General features: G+C 68.4%; 13 protein-coding genes and 2 pseudogenes. 6 read left to right on the forward strand and 9 right to left on the reverse strand.

From position 1 onward, the window contains the following. Positions 1-15 precede the first annotated feature (15 nt). Positions 16-630, forward strand: a complete 615-nt coding sequence (locus ACH492_RS12985; RefSeq protein WP_398985722.1) for a TetR family transcriptional regulator — start codon at positions 16-18, stop codon at positions 628-630. Positions 631-691: 61 nt separating this feature from the next. On the opposite strand, the pseudogene ACH492_RS12990 reads toward ACH492_RS12985, so the two are convergent. The 4 genes and pseudogenes from ACH492_RS12990 to ACH492_RS13005 form a co-directional block, all read right to left on the reverse strand. After that, positions 692-1,510: pseudogene (locus tag ACH492_RS12990) on the reverse strand (transposase); the annotation flags it as partial. Between the two features lie 652 nt (positions 1,511-2,162). Then, a pseudogene (locus ACH492_RS12995) lies at positions 2,163-2,666 on the reverse strand (transposase); the annotation flags it as partial. Between the two features lie 124 nt (positions 2,667-2,790). Further along, positions 2,791-5,649, reverse strand: a complete 2,859-nt coding sequence (locus ACH492_RS13000; protein WP_398985724.1) for an AfsR/SARP family transcriptional regulator — start codon at positions 5,647-5,649, stop codon at positions 2,791-2,793. Positions 5,650-5,848: 199 nt separating this feature from the next. Then, positions 5,849-6,721, reverse strand: coding sequence for an alpha/beta fold hydrolase (locus ACH492_RS13005; protein ID WP_398985726.1), 873 nt, complete (start codon positions 6,719-6,721; stop codon positions 5,849-5,851). Positions 6,722-7,316: 595 nt separating this feature from the next. On the opposite strand from ACH492_RS13005, the gene ACH492_RS13010 reads away from it, so the two are divergent. Together ACH492_RS13010 and ACH492_RS13015 are read left to right on the forward strand one after the other, a co-directional pair. Beyond that, on the forward strand, positions 7,317-8,150 hold the full coding sequence (locus tag ACH492_RS13010; protein ID WP_398985728.1) for a class I SAM-dependent methyltransferase: 834 nt from the start codon (positions 7,317-7,319) through the stop codon (positions 8,148-8,150). After that, positions 8,147-8,698 (forward strand): nuclear transport factor 2 family protein, encoded by a 552-nt coding sequence (locus tag ACH492_RS13015; RefSeq protein WP_398985730.1) that lies wholly within the window; start codon positions 8,147-8,149, stop codon positions 8,696-8,698. Before ACH492_RS13010 ends, ACH492_RS13015 begins: the two co-directional genes overlap by 4 nt. 124 nt (positions 8,699-8,822) lie before the next feature. Here ACH492_RS13015 and ACH492_RS13020 read toward each other — a convergent pair whose 3' ends face one another. The 3 genes from ACH492_RS13020 to ACH492_RS13030 form a co-directional block, all read right to left on the reverse strand. After that, positions 8,823-9,122, reverse strand: a complete 300-nt coding sequence (locus ACH492_RS13020) for a hypothetical protein (RefSeq protein WP_398985732.1) — start codon at positions 9,120-9,122, stop codon at positions 8,823-8,825. Between the two features lie 181 nt (positions 9,123-9,303). Continuing rightward, positions 9,304-10,452: a serine hydrolase domain-containing protein gene (locus tag ACH492_RS13025; protein WP_398985734.1), complete on the reverse strand. Its 1,149-nt coding sequence runs from the start codon at positions 10,450-10,452 to the stop codon at positions 9,304-9,306. 132 nt (positions 10,453-10,584) lie between these two features. Next, entirely contained in the window at positions 10,585-11,166 is a 582-nt protein-coding gene (locus tag ACH492_RS13030; RefSeq protein WP_398985736.1) for a suppressor of fused domain protein, read from the reverse strand. A 504-nt stretch (positions 11,167-11,670) separates the two neighbouring features. On the opposite strand from ACH492_RS13030, the gene ACH492_RS13035 reads away from it, so the two are divergent. Together ACH492_RS13035 and ACH492_RS13040 are read left to right on the forward strand one after the other, a co-directional pair. Next, positions 11,671-13,728, forward strand: coding sequence for a discoidin domain-containing protein (locus ACH492_RS13035; protein WP_398985738.1), 2,058 nt, complete (start codon positions 11,671-11,673; stop codon positions 13,726-13,728). 106 nt (positions 13,729-13,834) lie between these two features. Further along, a complete protein-coding gene (locus tag ACH492_RS13040) occupies positions 13,835-14,497 on the forward strand; it encodes a TetR/AcrR family transcriptional regulator (RefSeq protein ID WP_398985741.1) in 663 nt (220 codons plus the stop codon). On the opposite strand, the gene ACH492_RS13045 is transcribed toward ACH492_RS13040, so the two are convergent. After that, positions 14,467-15,615 (reverse strand): sensor histidine kinase, encoded by a 1,149-nt coding sequence (locus tag ACH492_RS13045; protein ID WP_398985743.1) that lies wholly within the window; start codon positions 15,613-15,615, stop codon positions 14,467-14,469. The two genes, ACH492_RS13040 and ACH492_RS13045, sit on opposite strands and share 31 nt — an antisense overlap. Further along, positions 15,612-16,277 (reverse strand): response regulator, encoded by a 666-nt coding sequence (locus ACH492_RS13050; protein WP_398986217.1) that lies wholly within the window; start codon positions 16,275-16,277, stop codon positions 15,612-15,614. The genes ACH492_RS13045 and ACH492_RS13050 overlap by 4 nt, the downstream gene beginning before the upstream one ends. A gap of 175 nt (positions 16,278-16,452) precedes the next feature. Here ACH492_RS13050 and ACH492_RS13055 point away from each other — a divergent pair, with 175 nt between their 5' ends. Beyond that, on the forward strand, positions 16,453-17,697 hold the full coding sequence (locus tag ACH492_RS13055; protein ID WP_398985745.1) for a DUF418 domain-containing protein: 1,245 nt from the start codon (positions 16,453-16,455) through the stop codon (positions 17,695-17,697). The last annotated feature ends 8 nt before the right edge of the window (positions 17,698-17,705 follow it).

Below are 17,705 nucleotides of genomic sequence, written 5' to 3' on the forward strand. Positions count from 1 at the left end.
GGAAGGTGATGCGGTGTGACTGGGCGAGGCCCCCGGGGAGAACGCGGAGAGCAGGCGGACAAGATCATCGCCGCTGCCCGCAGATCCTTCGCAACCCGCGGCTACGCCGCGACCTCACTGCGGTCGGTCGCCCAGGACGCCGGCGTCGACCCCGGCCTGGTGCACTACTACTTCCGCACCAAGACCGGGCTACTGGAAGCGGTCATGCAACCCCCCGAGGCGTTCGGCGCAGCCGTGGCGGCCGCCGCCGAACAGCCCATACACCAGCGCGGACGCGCGTTCGTGCAGGCCACCCTGCGCCTGTGGGAAGACCCCACCTCCGCCGAGATCCTGCGTTCCATCATCCTCACCGCCGCCCAGGAACCCGCCGCCATGCACCGCCTGCGGCAGTTGTTCTCCGAACTCGTCCTGGCCGTCGTCTCCCACAGCCTGCCCGACACCGAACGCACCCTGCGCGCCAGCCTCATCGCCACCCAGATCGTCGGCATGGTCATGAACCGCTACATCTGGCAGGTCGGCGACATCGCCACCCTCCCCGCCGACACCGTCACCGACCTCCTCACCCCCACCATCCAGCACTACCTCGCCGACCCCCTCCACGACGAAGGCTCAGCGACCGCTGGAGGCTGAGCTGACCGGGCCTGTCGAGTAGACGGCCCTGTCTCTCATTCGGTGGTGACGGAGCGTGCTGTTATCCGAGGAGGATGCGGTGGCGCAGGAGCGTGAACCCTGCCCGTCCGTACATCTGCCGTGCTATCAGCTTCGTCTTGGTGTTGACACCCTCGGTGGGGCCGTTGCCGTACGGAAGGGTCAGACCGGCCACGGCCGCATCGTGGTCCTGCTCGAGGCCGGTGAGGAAGGGCGCCAGCTCGTGCAGCTGGGCCGCGCGCACGTCGGGGATCCAGGCATTGAGGTCGTCTCCTCGGCGTTCCCCCATGAGCTGGGCGAAGTCGTGCACGAGCCGGGCCAGAGCGGTCATCTCGGGTCAGGCGGCGAGGAGTTCATCCAGGTCTGCGCTGCGCTTGGCGGGCAGGTTTTCGGGGCGGCTCGTGATCCAAGCTGTGAGGCGGCGCGGGGAGGGCATGATCCGGTCGCTCTCGTGGCGGCCCTGGTTGAGGTACTTGTGGAGCAGGTTGAGGCTGCCGGTGTAGCCGAGCGCCCGGATCTCCTCGAAGAGGTGCTTGACGGGCACGCCGGGCTTCTCGGTGCGGCGCCGGGGCAGGTGGTCACGGTAGGGGTCGCCCAGGCAGGCACGGTACTGGGGCGGGCGGCGCAACCAGTCCGGCTCGGGTGCGCGGGCGTACCGCTTGACCGTGTTCAACGCCAGGTTCAGCCGACGGGCGCAGTCCAGCAGGCCCACCCCGTTGTCGATCAGGTCGTGGACGGCGTGCCAGCGTTCCAGGGTGGTGCGTTCGCGGGTCAGCTCCCGCCTTTTGGGACCGGCTTTCGCCCAGCAGCCGCTGTGGGCCGCCACCACCTTCTCCGCCGCTCGCGCGAGGCCATGCCACAGGGTACTGGTGGGCCGTCGGCGAGGTGCCTGCTGAGCAGGTCCTTTTCCAACGGCCCCCAGCCCAAACGACGCATGCGACTTTCACCGCACGTCGCTTTCCAGTGATTACTCCGTGGGTGCCGGGACGGGCTTCTTGCCGTTCCGATCACCTGGCCCCCTTCGCCCGATGCGGACGGCTTTCCCGTCCTCCTTGGCCGGTCGTGACTCCGGCGACTACTACGGGGCCTCCGTCGCCATAGGAAGATCTCCTCCCGTAGGCGATCCCATGTTCGTCCTTGTCGTACGTCCTAGCGTGATGTAGGTGCCCAACTCATCCCCTTGAATGCCCTCGTTGGGCATCGCTCCGCACCCCGGAGGTTGCATCGACTATTTCACAAAGCCGTCGCAGAGCGCGGCGCCGGTTACAGGTATCTTTCCGGCGGACTCGACCTTCAGTCTCCTGGAGATTTGGGTTCAGGCAATTCAGCTTTCACCGTGTCACGCGGGTCCCTCGATACCCCGTCTCTGATACCTGAGCCCGGTCATCGATTTCCTGGCATGCTCTGGTCCCCATCACCGTTTCCGGATTGGGTAAGCCATCAGACCCGAGAATCTCCCTCCAAATTCCCCCCGACTGAGTCGGGGATACGACAAGGCGCCTCATGGCGCACTGCCATCGGTCGCTGACCTGCACCGCATCCGGGGCACCCTCACGGATCGCTCCCGCATAGGAGGCGGAGCCGTCGCGGCACGCAATCTCGACGCCGGGGTGCTCTCGCAGCCACGTTTCGAGGGTCTCGGCCTTGCGGTCGGGCAGCACGTCGATCCCTTCGTGGGTCTCGGCGTCGATCACAACCGTGGCCTAGCGGTGGCGCCGACGCAGGGCGAAATCATCGACACCGATCACACGCGGCACCCGTGGCCTGGGCAAAGGAATACGCAGCAGGGTCCGCAGGGCGGTATGACGCGACATGCGCACTGCCCAAGCTGATAGCAGTCGGCCGTCCACCGGCGCATCGGCCACGGTCCGCACGTGATAACCATGCACGACTCCCGAGCGCGCCCCGCAGACCGGACAGGCGGCCGCCCGCTGCGGCGGCCGCGCCCGCACCAGGATCCGGTCACCGCCGTCGGTCACGTCCTCGATGACCAGCGGTGACAATCCCGAAAACACCATGCTCACAAGCTCGTTGAAATCCAGCACGCAATGTCAACGACACCGGCTTCGCTCTCCGTCACCACCGAATGAGAGACAGGGCCGAACGATTTACAGTCCCAGCCAATCGTTTGACAGCCCCTGGCTATACGCCGTGAGTATGGCTTCTGGCGGGACCGCTCGGCTTGTCGAGCTCACGCAACCTCGCGCGGAGGAGTTCGGCGTCGGAATGCCTGAGCTTTTCCAGGATGTGAAGACCATTGGTCCACGCGGTGCGCGCCGCGTCCGGGTGGGCGAGACTCAGCCAGGTGTCGCCCAGGTGCATGAGGGTCGTGGCTTCTGCCCAGGGAAGGCCGCCCACCCTTCGGATGAGTTCCAGGGCGTGCTCGAAGCAGTCGGCAGCCTCGGCGTACTGACCTAGGTGGTGCTGGGCGTAGCCGATGGTGTGGAAAATGTGGACCGCGCCGTAGTCGTCACCTTGTTCTTGGGCGAGGGCCAGTGCGGTCTGGCCGTGGTGGATTGCCTCCTCGTAGCGGCCCAGCAAAGCGTTGTACCAGCCGACCCCGTTACGCGCCCAGGTTCGCAGCTTGTCATTGTCTGGAGTGTTGGGGAGTAGTTGCAGGCACAGCTTCTGGTTGTGCAGGGCTGCTTCGAAATCACCTTGTTGCTCCAGTACGACGCTGAGCTGACGGTGGGTCTCGGCGAGGGCGGTCTTCTCCCCGGCTCTGCCGAACAGCTCAATGGCCCGCTCGAGGCGCGTCCGCGCATACTTGGTCTCCCCGGCATATTTTTGGGCCTGCGCGAGACCGCGCAGGACGTGGGCCTCGGCGGTTGGGTCGGCGAGCCGTCGGGCCGCTGCCATTGCCATGAGGAGGGCGCTCTCAAGTTCGCGCCATTGGCCGTGCCTGCCGAGGTAGTGCTCGATGGCCCAAGCGAGTTGCCAGGTGTGTTGGTCGAACCTGGTGGCTTCGGCCTGATGTACGACCGCGAGCAGTACCGGTTGTTCGGCGGCGAACCAGGCCGAGGCTCGCTGTTTGGAGCCGGTGAACTCCTCGGGGCACACTTCCGGGGACAGCGGGGTGAGTGCGATCCGGTGCCTGATGAAGAACGCTGGCTCCCCCGCCGCGACCGCACTGTACAGATAATGGTCGTATATCCGGTGACGGGTCGCCCGCAGTTCCTCCGGATCGTCGACGGTCTCGGCCAGCTCGCCGGCGTACGCGCGCAGCAGGTCATGGGAGGCGAAGCGGCCCGGGGTGCGCTCGTCCACCAGGTGTGCCTGAGTCAGCTCGGCGAGCAGCCGCCGGACTTGCTGGACGGAGAGCCCGGCCAGGCTTGCGGCGGCGCGGAGGGAGATGTCGGGCCCGGGATGCACGGCAAGCAGGCGGAACAGCCGGGCGGCGTCCGGGGTCAGCGCGTGGTACGACCAGGAGAAAACGGCCCGTACGTCGACGGCGGCGTCCAAGTCGCTGAAGGCGTCCAGTCTGCCCCGGCTGTCGCACAGTTCGTCGACCACGGCCGCGAGGGGAAAGGCGGGCTGGACGGCGGCACGAGCCGCTGTGACCGCCAGTGCCAGCGGCAGCCGGGCGCACAGCTCGATGATCTCGTCTACCGCCTCCGGCTCCGCCGCGACGCGCCGGTGCCCCAAGCGGCGGGCGAGCAGGTCACGGGCCTCGGCCGGGGAGAGCACGTCGAGATGGAGAGGCAACGCACCATCCTTGGCGATCAGCCCGGCCAGCCGGTTCCGGCTGGTGATGATAACCAGTGAGCCGGGCGCCCCGGGTAGCAGCGGTCGTACCTGTTCGGCGTCGCGGGCGTTGTCCAGCAACAGCAGGATCTGCCGGTCAGCGATCAGGGTGCGATAGTGGGCCGCCAGCACGGACGGGTCCCGCGGAAGGCTCTGCGGCGGGACACCGAGCGACTCGAGGACCGTGCGCAGCGCACGTTCCGGCGGGACCGGGACTCCGTCGGGATCGAAGCCGCGCAGATCGAGGCAGATCTGACCGTCGGGAAAGAGGTGGGCGATCTGCCGCGCCCAGTGGACCGCGAAGACCGTCTTCCCGACGCCGGCCATGCCCGCGATGGCGCTGATCACTACCGTGCCACCCGGGACCAGGCGGGTCGCCTCAGCCAGCTGGGTCTCCCGGCCGACAAACACGGCCAGGTCCGCGGGCAGCTGTGCCGGGACGGCAAGTTCACCCTTGGGAGAGAGGAGGGACACGGCAGCGTGCTCGGCCGGGGCGGCAGGGCCCAAAAGTCCCGGGTCGGCTCGCAGCACCCGCTGGTACATGGCCTGGAGCTCCGGGCCCGGATCGACGCCGAGTTCGTCCGCGAGCAGTGCCTGCGCCTCCCGGTAGGTGTCGAGAGCCGCTGCCTGCCTGCCGGACCGGTACAGGGCGAGCATCAGCATATTCCGGAACCGCTCGTCCAGGGGGTGATCGGCGACCTGATCTGTCAGCTCCCCGGTGATCTCCGCGTGGGCACCCAGCTCCAGTTCGGCCGTCAGACGCGCCGCCATCGCGGACAGCTGCAACTCACTGAGCCGCTGTCGCTGGTTCTCGGCGTACTCGCCCCGGAGGCCGGCCAGCGCCGGTCCCCGCCAGAGCGCGAGCGCGTCACGGAGGTGCCCCGCCATGTCCTTGACGTTCCCGGCTCTGCGGGCTTGCTCAGCCTGCGCGAGAAAGCGCCGGAAGGCTCCCAGGTCCAGTTCGTCCGGCGTCGTATGCACACGGTAGCCGTCGCCGACGGACTGAATCACCGACGACGCCTTGTCGACACCCGGCTCCAGTAACTGCCGCAGCCGGTGGACGTAGCCGCGCAGCGTGGACACCGCGGAGGCGGGTACGGCGCTCCCCCATACGGCGTCGACCAGTGCGCCGGCGGACACCTGGGCGCCCTCTGCCAGCAGCAACGCGGCAAGCACCGCCCGCTGCTTCGGCGGGCCGAGCTCGATCTCTTCCGTGCCACGCCACGCGCTGATCGGTCCAAGTACCGCGAACCGCACCTAACTAACGCCCTTCCCCGCCTGCCTTCGAGTCGGCACCTGTGCACCGCGCGTATCACGCGTGGACTTCCCTGCCGGGCCTGCTGTTCGAATCCTTTCGGGGCAACTTGGAATCTTGCGGCAGCATACGACCTGGGCCTTGACGTGTCGATGGTCAGGGCCTGGTGAAGCCGGGAGCGCATGTGTCAATCCCTGCGCATCAGCGTTTGGTGGTGTGGTCCAGGATTGCGGTGGCGAGCGGCGTGTGCACCTCACGTGGGAGTGCGTGCCCCATGCCTGGGATATCGACGATGCGGGCGCCGTGGATCGCCTGGGCGAGGTGGTGGGGATGCGGCGGCGGAGAGACCGGTTCGGCGGGAGCGGAGATGACGAGGGTGGGCACCGTGGTCCGGGCGAGTTGCTCGGTGCGGTCCATGTCGGAGGCGTCGGCGCGGGCATGCGCGGTGCTGGTGGCGTAGTGCCCGGTGTGCTCGATGACCTTCCGCTCCAGGGCGCGGGCGTACTCGGCGTCGAAGGGAAGCTGATCGCCACCCAGGACCCGCCAGTGCTCGACCCGCCGTTCCAACTCTGCTTCCAGGCCGAGGTCCGTCACCGGGCGGGACCACATCTCCAACAGGCGCGGCGCGATACCGGGGAGCTCCTCGGGCGGGGTCCGGGTTCCGTCCGGCTGGACGTACGGGACGGCGCTGAGCGCGCTCGTGCCAATCAGGGTCGCACTGAGCAACCGGTCGGGATGGTCGGCGATGAGGAGTTGCGCGAGCACTCCGCCCAGTGACATGCCCACTATGTGGGCGCGTTGGACGTCGAAGCCGTCCAGCACCTTGAGCGCGTCTTCCGCGAGTTCGATGAGGGGATAGGGCCGCTGGTCGAACGCCCAGGTGGAGCGGCCGGTGTCGCGGTGGTCGTAGCGGATCACGCGATGGCGGGAGGCGAGCATGTCCACCAGTTCGTCCGGCCAGCCCAGGCCGGGTGCTTGCGCACCCATGATCAGCAGCAGCGGAGATGCGTCGGCGGCACCACGGTCTTCCATCCAGAGGCGTACACCGGGTGCTGCGTCGATGAAGCGTTCCATGATGCTCCTCCTGCGCGAGGGAAAGATAAGACGAGACGTATCGTATCGCATGTGGAACCGGGTGCAGCTCTCAGCGCGCGAACCTAAGATCGCGCCCGCGGGTGAGGGGCATCCGGTAGGACTCCGGCCGGGCTTGTCCGGCTGGATCCGTCACTCGGCACGATCATGGTCGAGGCCGGCCAGGCGGCCGAGTCCTCCACCGTGATTCCCCACGCCTTCGGGGCTCACGGCGGTCCGGCGGAGAGCCCCGAACATCTTCGACCACGACGGACAGCGCGCACATCTCCGGCCACGGCCATGACGTCGGCAATATCGATCGAGGCCGAACCGGCCTGGTTCGAGGGGGACTTGGACGCGCATAGCGAGCTGGAGGGTGCCATTGTCTCGACTGCTCCCCTGGCACCGCTTTCTACGGCCTGGGCCCGCTCTGCCCAGCCCCGCCGTTGTCCGGCCGATTGGCATCGGGCCGGGCGCGACAGGAAGCGACCGGCCTTGACGGTCATAATGAAGGAGTACGAGTCGGCGGCTGCCCTCTGCCCCCGGCCCGGCAGCACGGTGCTCGCGCGACGCCCCGAGGTAAGGCGGTGACGCGTACATGCCTCTACCCCACCATGAAGGTACTCGGTTTCCGTCCCGCAGGGGCTACGGAGAAACGGTATTCAGGCCTGAGCGGAGCGGCGAGGCCGAGCGCATCGACCTTGGCGGGCTCACCTATGACGCCACCACCCTGGCCCGGCTCAGCGAGCTGGGAGCCGGCCCAGGCTGGCACTGCCTGGACGTGGGCGCGGGCACCGGCACAGTCGCAAGGCAGTTGCTGAGACGGGCCGGGGTCGCTTCCGTGCTCGCCGTCGACCGCGACGTACGCTTCCTCACGGCGTCCCCCACTGCCGGGCTCCGGATACTGGAGGCCGACATCAGCGCGCCGGACTTCGACCCGGGCCGGTTCCGCCTGGTCCACGCGCGGTTCGTCCTCATGCATCTGCCCTCCTACCGGCGCATGATCACCAAGCTCTGCGAACTGGTGGCCCCTGGCGGTGTGCTGGTTCTCGGCGACGCCGTCGACCTGACGACGGCAGGCGCCCCCAGCACCCCGTACACCGAGGTCATGCGAGCGATGTGGCAAGGGCTGCGAAACACCATCGGCACCGACGTCGCCTGGGTGCCGCAGTATCCACGGCTGCTGCGCGACGCCGGTCTCACCTCCGTCGCGGCCGAGATCCATGTACCTCCCCTACTGCCCGGCAGCCCCATCAGCCGCTTCTGGGCGGAAACTTGGGACCGGGCGAGGACAACCCTCGTGGACACCGGGCTGGTCGAAGAAGCGACGATCGACGCGGCCATCCGTTCTCTCGACTCGCCCGAATGCGCCGAACTCTCACCCGGACTGATCACCGCTTGGGGATGGAAGCCCGAGGAGGCCTTTCCATGACGACCGACACCGTCCGCTCGCAGCTGGAGCGCGCGTGGGAGCTCCACACCAGCAGCGAGTTCACCACACTCGACGTCGACGCGACGATGGAGACCATGACGGACGCACCAGCGGTGCTCCATGTGCCTACTGCCATGGGCGCCCGCGGCAGGGGACCCGTGCACGACTTCTACCGCCGCTGGTTCATCGGCCGCAATCCACGGGACTTCACGCTTGAGACCCTGACCCGGACCACCGGCGACGACCGCATCGTCGAGGAGATGCTGGCCTCGTTCACCCATGACATTGAAGTCCCCTGGATCCTCCCCGGCGTGGCCCCGACGGGGAGGACGATAAGCATCGCGGTCGTAGCGGTCGTGTCGTTCGACGGCATCCTGATCGCGAGCGAGCACATCTACTGGGATCAGGCATCGGTCCTGGGGCAGGCCGGTCTCATCGAGCCCTCCACCGTGGCGCGGCTGCCGGTGGCGATCGATCAGCGCGCCACGCTGACCGACGGCCCTCTCAATGAACTGGCGGGCGTCGGCCGGCGTCCCCTGTCGGGGTGATATCGGTCGAGCGGCCGGTCGGCTCCCGCCAATCGAAGATCGCGACTCTGCCTGATCGTGCTTCAGTCACGTGACCCGGCGGACATGATCTGGAGCGCTCGGCGGCCGGATGAAGGGACATCGGTCAACTTCTACGGCGCGTGGTCAGCACATGAGCGGCTCCGATGAGGATCAGCCCAGAGAACGTGAGGGCGTTCGTCGCAAAGAAGCGGATCTCCCAGGACGGGCTTGGCACGATTCGGAAGTAGAACAGGCCCTGCATCACGCAGGGAGCGCCCACCAGCAAGGCTCCGAGTCCGTGGATCCGCGGCCGGGTGACGCGCCGGCGGACCCAGGGCAGCGTCCATCCGGTGCGTATCGACGCCGTGCCCAGCGCGATCGCCAGCAAGCCCAGGACCATGCCACATCCCGCCACCCATTCCATGGACTCTCCCTCTGCCGATGAGCGTGCCCACCCGGGAACCGGGCCAGATGGATCCGATGACCACGTAGGCCCCTGCCGGCCGCGTCGGTGATCATAGAGGGGCAGCGATCTGCCGGGCCATGGGGCGATGACGGTCACAGGGCATCCGACGCCGCGTCGTGCCCCGGCACCACGCCCTACCTCAGACGTCGGCCGCGTACCGCCAGAAGTCCCGCATCAGCTCAGGGAAGCTGGGTCCGCCCATCTGCAGCTGGCCGAGCACGATGGTGACCGCGCCGGTGGACGGTGTGACGTGCGCGGCCGTGCCGGTACCGCCGACCCAGCCGTAGCGTCCCGGCACGCTCCACGGTTCGACGGCCTCGGCATCGACCGCGCCGCCGAAACCCCAGCCCATCCCCTCGAGGAACAACCCGGCGGACTCACGCTCGGACGGGGTCAGGTGATTGGTGGTCATCTGCCGCACCGACTCCGGCGACAGCAGCCGACGGCCACCGGCCGTCCCTTCGGCGAGCAGCATCCGGCCGAAGGCGAGCCAGTCGTCGACGGTCGAGACCAGACCGCCCGCGCCGGACGGAAAGGCCGGTGGACTGCTCCACTGCCCGTCGGCGGCGTCGACCAGCTCGAGTCCGCCCTCGGGATCGGTTCGGTAGTAGCTGGTGAAGCGGTCGAGCTTGGCGGCCGGTACCACGAACGCCGTGTCGGCCATCCCGAGCGGCTCGAACAGCCGCTCGGCCAGAAACTCGGGCAGCGGCCGGCCCGTGACCCTGGCGATCAGCACGCCCTGAAGGTCGGAGCTGATGTTGTACAGCCAGCCGTCGCCCGGCTGGTGCAGCAGCGGAATGCGCGACAGCCTCGCCATCCACTCGTCCGGCGGGGGGACGGTCTGCGGCTGCGGCGGTCCCTGCTTCAGCTCGCTGAACAGCGGCGCGACCGCGGGCAGTGAGAAGTCGGAGGGGAAGCCGTACCCGGCACGGGAGCTGAGCAGATGGAACACGGTGATCGGCCGGACCGCCGGGACCACGTCGTCCACCGGCGCGGCCGGCGTACGGACGACGCTCGGTGCCGCCAGCTCCGGCAGCCACTGCCCGACCGGGTCGTCCAGCGCGATCCGGCCGTCCTCGACCAGCATCATGACGGCCGCGGCGACGATGGGCTTGGTGATCGATGCGATGCGGAAGATCGAATCCCTGGCCATCGGGGCGGTGCCCTCGACGTCAACGGATCCCACGGCCTCCGCCTCGACCCGGTCACCGCGGGCCACCAGGCCCACCGCTCCCGGCAGCGAGCCCTTACTGACGTGCGTCTCCAGCGTGTCGCGCAGATCGGCCATGGGTCCACCCTCTCAAGTGTGCGGTCGAATACAGGACTCCCGCCGCGACGCAGAATCATCGGTGCCGTCGAATCCGACCCGGTCACCCGCCGCTCACCTCAGCGCGGACGACCCTGCACCCTGGCCGGGGCGTCAGGCCAGGGCTGGCGGAGTGAGGGCGTCCCGTGAGTCGAGCAGATCGCTGAAGAACACCTCCGGTCGGGCCTCCAGCGCATCGGCGCGCTCTGCCCCACTGATCGGTACGAGGTTGACCACCCGTACTCGTTCGGCTCTTGTCTCGATGAAGGCCGGCTGCCCGGCAATCCAGGGCCCCGCCAGGAACACGCTGCGGCAGCCCGGGAACGTCGGAATGTCGTCGGTGAAGGAAACCACTTCGCCCCAGCCGAGCGGCCGCCCGGACGTCCATGGATAGGTCGCCAGGTTCGCGAGCTTCATCGCGATCAGCCCTTCATCGCCCGGCTGGACGATCCCGCGCCTGAACAAGCGGAGTTCTGCATGGCCGCCGGGTCGCCCCTCACGGGGCGGCATGGCTTGGGCCGACATCCCGATCGTCGTAAAGAGCGTGGCGGCCATGGGATCCGTAGCACGGTAGACCATCACGTCGATCCGGTCGACAGGGGACGGACCCTGGTCGAAGGTGATACCTGCGTCCTCTTCCCCCCGTTCCCTCTGCAAGGCGTGGAAGACGTCACTGAGGATTGCAGGAGCGGGCATGCCCACGACTCCAGCTGTCCCGGTTCGCAGCCTTGGCTGCCCGGTCAACAGGCCCGACTACAACCAGCTTGACCAAACCACAGGGGCGCCCTCCCCCGCCGCCGTGGTCCACGACGGGCGGCCGGCTCTCGCCGCTTGAGACATCTCGCCGTGCCGCACCTTCCGATTCTCGGCGGTGAGGGCGGGCGAGGACTTCCTGCGCTGGGGGTCGGCCGGGAGCTGTGCAGATTCGTCGCCTGGAGTCGAGTAGTGGTGGCCCACGGTTGCGGTTGTTCCTGAAGGCCTGTTCGTCCGCCACCCCCCTTGCCCGCCCGGCGAGTTCGGCGGATCCGCCGGGCCATCAGGTCGGCTGTCCCGGACTATTGACTCCGAGTGTGATAGTCGCGATTCTCGTCGCATCGCTTGCACCGGCCATGACAACCCCTCCCCAGAACGGACGTGGCCCCGGGCGACATCGGCTCCTCACCCCCCACCATCCGCTCACCGAAGGCATGAGTGATGCCCATGACTCGACACACGCACCGCAAACGCAGGCCCATCGCGGTTCTGTCGTTGCTCCTCACCGTGGTGGCCATGGTCCTCGGCACAGCGCCCAGTTCATCGGCCGAGTCCGGCTGGTGGACCCCGGCCGCGCGGCCCGCGCCCGACTCCCAGATCAATGTCACGGGCGAGCCCTTCAAGGGGACCGACTCCCAGGGACAGGTACGGGGCTTCGTCGACGCCCACAACCACCTGATGTCCAACGAGGCCTTCGGCGGCCGGCTCATCTGCGGCAAGCCGTTCTCCGAACTGGGGATCGCCGACGCGCTCAAGGACTGCCCGGAGCACTACCCCGACGGCTCGCTCGCGATCTTCGACTTCATCACCAAAGGCGGCGACGGCAAGCACGACCCCAACGGATGGCCGACGTTCAAGGACTGGCCCGCCCATGACTCGCTGACTCATCAGCAGAACTACTACGCCTGGGTCGAACGGGCCTGGCGCGGCGGTCAGCGGGTGCTCGTCAACGACCTCGTCACCAACGGCGTGATCTGCTCGGTCTACTTCTTCAAGGACCGCAGCTGCGACGAGATGACCTCCATCCGCCTGCAGGCGCAGAAGACCTACGACATGCAGGCCTACATCGACAAGATGTACGGCGGGCCGGGCAAGGGCTGGTTCAGGATCGTCACCGACACCGCGCAGGCCCGCCAGGTCATCCAGCAGGGCAAGCTGGCAGTCGTTCTGGGGGTCGAGACCTCCGAGCCGTTCGGCTGCAAGCAGATCCTGGACGTCGCGCAGTGCGGCAAGGCCGACATCGACCGCGGTCTGGACGAGTTGCACAAGCTGGGCGTACGCAGCATGTTCCTGTGCCACAAGTTCGACAATGCCCTGTGCGGGGTCCGTTTCGACGAGGGCACCCTCGGCACGGCGATCAACGTCGGCCAGTTCCTGTCGACCGGCACCTTCTGGAAGACGGAGAAGTGCACAGGCCCGCAGCACGACAACCCCATCGGCCTCGCGTCGGCGCCCAATGCGGAGAAGGAACTTCCGCCGGGCGTGGCGGTCCCCTCGTACACCGCGGACGCACAGTGCAACACCCGAGGTCTCACCGAGCTCGGCGAGTACGCCGTGCGCGGCATGATGAAACGCAAGATGATGCTGGAGATCGACCATATGAGCGTCAAGGCCGCGGGCCGGGCCTTCGACATCTTCGAGTCCGAGTCGTACCCCGGTGTGATCTCCTCGCACAGCTGGATGGACCTCAACTGGACCGAACGGGTCTACCGTCTCGGCGGCTTCATCGCCCAGTACATGCACGGCGCCGAGCAGTTCAGCGCGGAGGCGAAGCGCACGGACGCGCTGCGCGACAAGTACAACGTCGGCTATGGCTACGGCACCGACATGAACGGCGTCGGCGGCTGGCCCGGCCCCCGCGGCGCGGACACCCCGAACCCGGTGCGGTACCCCTTCCGCAGCGCTGACGGCAGCGCCGTCATCGACAGGCAGACCACCGGCGAGCGCACCTGGGACATCAACACCGACGGCGCCGCGCACTACGGTCTGGTCCCGGACTGGCTGGAGGACATACGGATCGTCGGCGGCAAGGGTGTCGTGGACGACCTCTTCCGGGGCGCCGAGTCCTACCTCGACACCTGGAATGCCTCCGAGAACCACAAGGCCGGGGTGAACCTTGCCGCAGGCTCGTCCGCCTCGGCCAGCTCGTCGGAGTGGAGCCTGTTCACGAGTTACGCACCCGACAGGGCCGTGGACGGCAACGCGGACACCCGCTGGGCGAGCGACTGGAGCGACGACCAGTGGCTCCGGATCGACCTCGGGGCACCGAGCCTGATCAAGCGCGTCACCCTCAACTGGGAGCGGGCCTACGGGAAGGCATACCGCATCGAGGTCTCCACCGACGGCACGAACTGGCAGTCCGTATGGTCCACCACCGCCGGTGACGGCGGCCTGGACACGGCGCAGTTCACCGGAACGTCAGCCCGCTACGTACGCATCCACGGGCTGGAGCGCGGCACCGGCTGGGGCTACTCCCTCAACGAAGTCGGCGTCTACGGCAGCTGACGCCACCGATGGAGCGCCCAAGGGCCGGGGGCCGGCCGGATCAGCCATCCTGATCCGGCCGGCCCCGGCGCATGCCCCGGCGCGGTACAAGACCGAAGGGAACCACATGGCACGGATGCCGTCGGCCGAGCGGCGCCGACAGCTGATCGAGGCAGCGATACGCGCGATGACCCGCGACGGTGTCTCCAGGACGACGACCCGGTCCATCGCCGCCGAGGCGGGCGTCTCGCTGAGCGTCTTCCACTACTGCTTCGACTCCAAGCAGGCCCTGCTCGAGTCCGTCATCGCGGCGATCACCGATCACTACGTCACGGTGGTGAAGGAAGCGATCCGGCCGAAGGCAACCCTTCGGGAGACCATCCGGGCGGGATTCCACGCCTACTGGGAGCATGTGTCCGCCAACCCCGGGGAGCACATGCTCACCTACGAACTCACGCAGTACGCCCTGCGCCAGCCGGGGTTCGAGCATCTGGCACGGCGGCAGTACGAGCTGTACTCCGACACCTACACCGAACTCATCGAACAGCTCCGTCACAGCATGAAGTTCGAACTCCGCGTACCTGTCCCCGTGTTGGCCCGCTATCTCGCCGTCATGACCGACGGACTGACTCTGAACTTCCTCGTTCTCGGCGATGACACAGCCGCGGCGGACATCCTCGACATGATCGCCGACCAGGTCGTCAACCTCGTCGGCGACGAAACCCGCCCGGCCGCACACAACATGCCTGCAACGGGGTATCAGGGGCCGTCAGCCCCGAGGGAACCTTGATGGCCACCGTCAGCAACGACGGCACCCCCGGCTGGAAGCTCCAGGCGAAGTTCGTAGCCGCCGTCGGCCGTCGGGCCGGAGGTGACAGTGCCACCGAGGAGCGCGGCGCGCTGACGCAGGCCGACCAGGCCGTAGTGCGCACTGGGCAGAGGGAGAGCGGGCCGGGTCGGTGCGGTATTGGTGACCGTGACACGGACGGCGCCGCCCTCGTGGCAGATGCGAACCGTCGCGGTGGCGCCGGGGGCGTGCTTGCGTACGTTGGTCAGCCCTTCCTGGACGGTGCGGTAGATGGCGCGCTGGACGGTCGGCGGAAGGCCGTCGGGCAGGTCCGTCTGCAGCTCGGCCTCGATGCCGCTGCTCTCGACCAGCCGCTGGAGGTCGGCCAGGGACGGCTGCGGGGTCAGCTCCGTGGGGCGGCCCCCGGAAGCGCGCAGGACGCTGACCATGTGCCGCAGTTCGTCCAGGGTCTGTACGCTCAGCCGCCGGATCGTGGCTGCGGCTTCCTTGACTTCGGCGTCCCGGGCGCCGACCTGGAGCGCTCCGGCCCGCACCGCAATCAGGCTGACCTGGTGAGAGACCACGTCATGCATCTCCCGGGCGAGCTGCGCGCGCTCCTTGGCCAGCACGGTCTGGTCGGTCAGGAGCCGCTCGTGGTCACGCGCCGCGGAGATCTCGGCGAGTCGCAACGACAGATCACGCCGGGCCTGGACGAGCTGGCCGAGGAAGACAGGAGCGACCGCCGTCGCCGCGGTGTAGCCCAGAGTGATCAAGGTCGCGGTCTCCGACAGGTCGAACGTCGGTGACGGCCACGAGGACATGCTGCTGAACGTGAACGCCGCGGCGCAGACGGCCAGCAGGGTGCGGCGGCGGGTGAGTGAGGCGAGTGTGTACAGCGCGGCCAGCGCGGCGAGGATCGCGTCGGAGAACAGGACGGCGGGCAGCGTGAGCAGGAAGGTCAGCAGCGGCAGGCGACGGCGCAGCGCAAGAGCGAAGGCAGCGGCCACGGCGCACGCCATGCGCAGCGGCTCCTCCGTGTCGAAATGGACCCCGACGTCGAGCAGCGCGACCGCGACCAGGGCGGCGTCCAGCAGCGGGGCGGGCAGGCGGCGGGGGGTCATCGCTCCTCCTCGTCCCGCGGCGGCTTGAGGAGGCCGGCGCGTTCGGCGAGCAGGGCGGCCTGGACGCGGCCGCCCACCTCCAGCTTGGTGAGGATGGCGCTCACATGGTCCTTGACCGTGCCGGTACTCAGGTGCATCCGTGTGGCGATGTCGGTGTTGGACAGTCCCTCGGCGATGAGGACGAGTACGGCGCGCTCGCGGTCGGTCAGTCGGTCGAGGCTGCGGGCGGCCGGTTCCTGGGAGCCGGCGGTCAGGTAGCCGTCCACTACCGTCCGGGTGACCTTGGACGACAGCACGGTGCCACCGTCGGCCAGGGTCCGCACCAGGAACGGCAGTCCCTCGGGGTCGGTGTCCTTGAGCAGGAAGCCGGCGGCGCCCGAGCGAAGTGCCGTTGCCACGTACTCGTCCATGTCGAACGTCGTGAGCATGGCAACCACCGGAGGGTGCGGCAGCCGACGGAGGCCGGCCAGGACGGTGAGTCCGTCCACGTCCGGCATCCGGATGTCCAGCAGCACGACGTCGGGACGCATCTGCTGCGCCGTCTGGACCGCCTGGCCGCCGGTAACCGCCCCCACGACCTCGATATCGTCCGCCGCGTCGAGGATGTGCTGAAAGCCCGTACGGATCAGGGCCTCGTCGTCGACCACCAATACCCGGATCACACGTGCTCCACTCGCCATCGGACCACTGTCCGATTCGTACCACGCCGAGGGTCGCCCTGCGGCTGCCCGACGCCGAATACCGCCAGGCGGCGGGGCCGCGCCAGCCAGTCGGCGGGGGCGGTTCCGGACACCTGCCGGATGGTTGTAACTGGCAGCTTTCCCCAACCCTTGAGCTATGACGCACGACGTATCGCAGGCCGTGCCGTCCGAGACGGCACCCGAGGCCGGGGTAGGCCGCTCTCCCTGCTGTACGACGTCAACAGGGCGGCTGATCGGCATAGACCTGGCCCGCGGCCTGGCGGTCCTCGGCATGTACGCGGCCCACGTCGGTCCCGAGCCTTCGGTGGGCGGCCCGCTGGGCTGGGCGATGGAGCTGGCACGCGGCCGGTCCGCTGCCCTGTTCGCTCTGCTTGCCGGGTTCTCCCTGGTCCTGCTCACTGGCCGACCGCGGCCACGGACCGGGCGCGCGGGGCGGCAGGCCGTGGGCAGGGTACTGATCCGCTCCGCCGTCCTGATCGTCCTGGGATACGCCTTGGCCGCCCTGGACACTCCGGTCGACGTGATCCTTGCCTGCTACGGACTGCTCTTCGTCCTCGCCCTCCCGCTGTATCGGCTACGGGCCGTCACGCTGGCCGTCATCGCCGTGTCGACCGCGCTCGTACTGCCCCAAGTCCTGTACCTGCTCCGTGCGGCGATCGACGGCGGAAGCTGGGCCGATGCCGTCATCACCTACGACCCACTGGCCCGAATCAGCGATTCCGACGGGATCGTCGAATTGTTCATTACCGGCGCGTACCCGGTACTGACCTGGCTGCCCTTCATCATCGCCGGAATGGCCGTGGCCAAGCTCGACCTCACCCGGCCCGGCGTACCCGCCAAAATCGCCCTGTCCGGCGGCACGCTGGCCGTGCTCGGCTATGGAGGCTCATGGCTGGCCCTGCACCTGGTCCCCGGCGCGCTGGCCGCCGTGAACGCGGCCACGGACACCGGGGCGGCGGCCTCGGCCTGGTGGTCCGACGGCGTAGGCGAAGACCCGACCGCAGGCGTTCCAGCCTGGCTGCTGGTGGCCGCGCCGCACAGCCAGACGACGTGGTCCATCCTGGGCAACACCGGCGTCGGCCTCGTGGTCCTGGCCGCCTGCTTCATCGCCACGGACCGGTCGGCGCGCCTGCGATGGCTGGCCGCGCCCGTCATCGCGGTCGGCTCCATCGCGCTGACCGCTTATGTCGGCCACATCATCGCCATCAAGGCCCTGGGCATCGACGACCTGCCGGACTCCGCGGCCCTACTGGTCCTCCTCGGCTTCGCCGCAGCTGCCATGCTGCTGGCACTCGCCTGGACCCGGGCCTTCCGGCGCGGACCGCTTGAGTACATGCTGCATGCCGCCACCACACCCGCCCGTCTCATGGACACAGAATGATTCGCCAG

This window comes from Streptomyces sp. NPDC019443 (assembly GCF_044389785.1).
Lineage (GTDB): Bacteria > Actinomycetota > Actinomycetes > Streptomycetales > Streptomycetaceae > Streptomyces.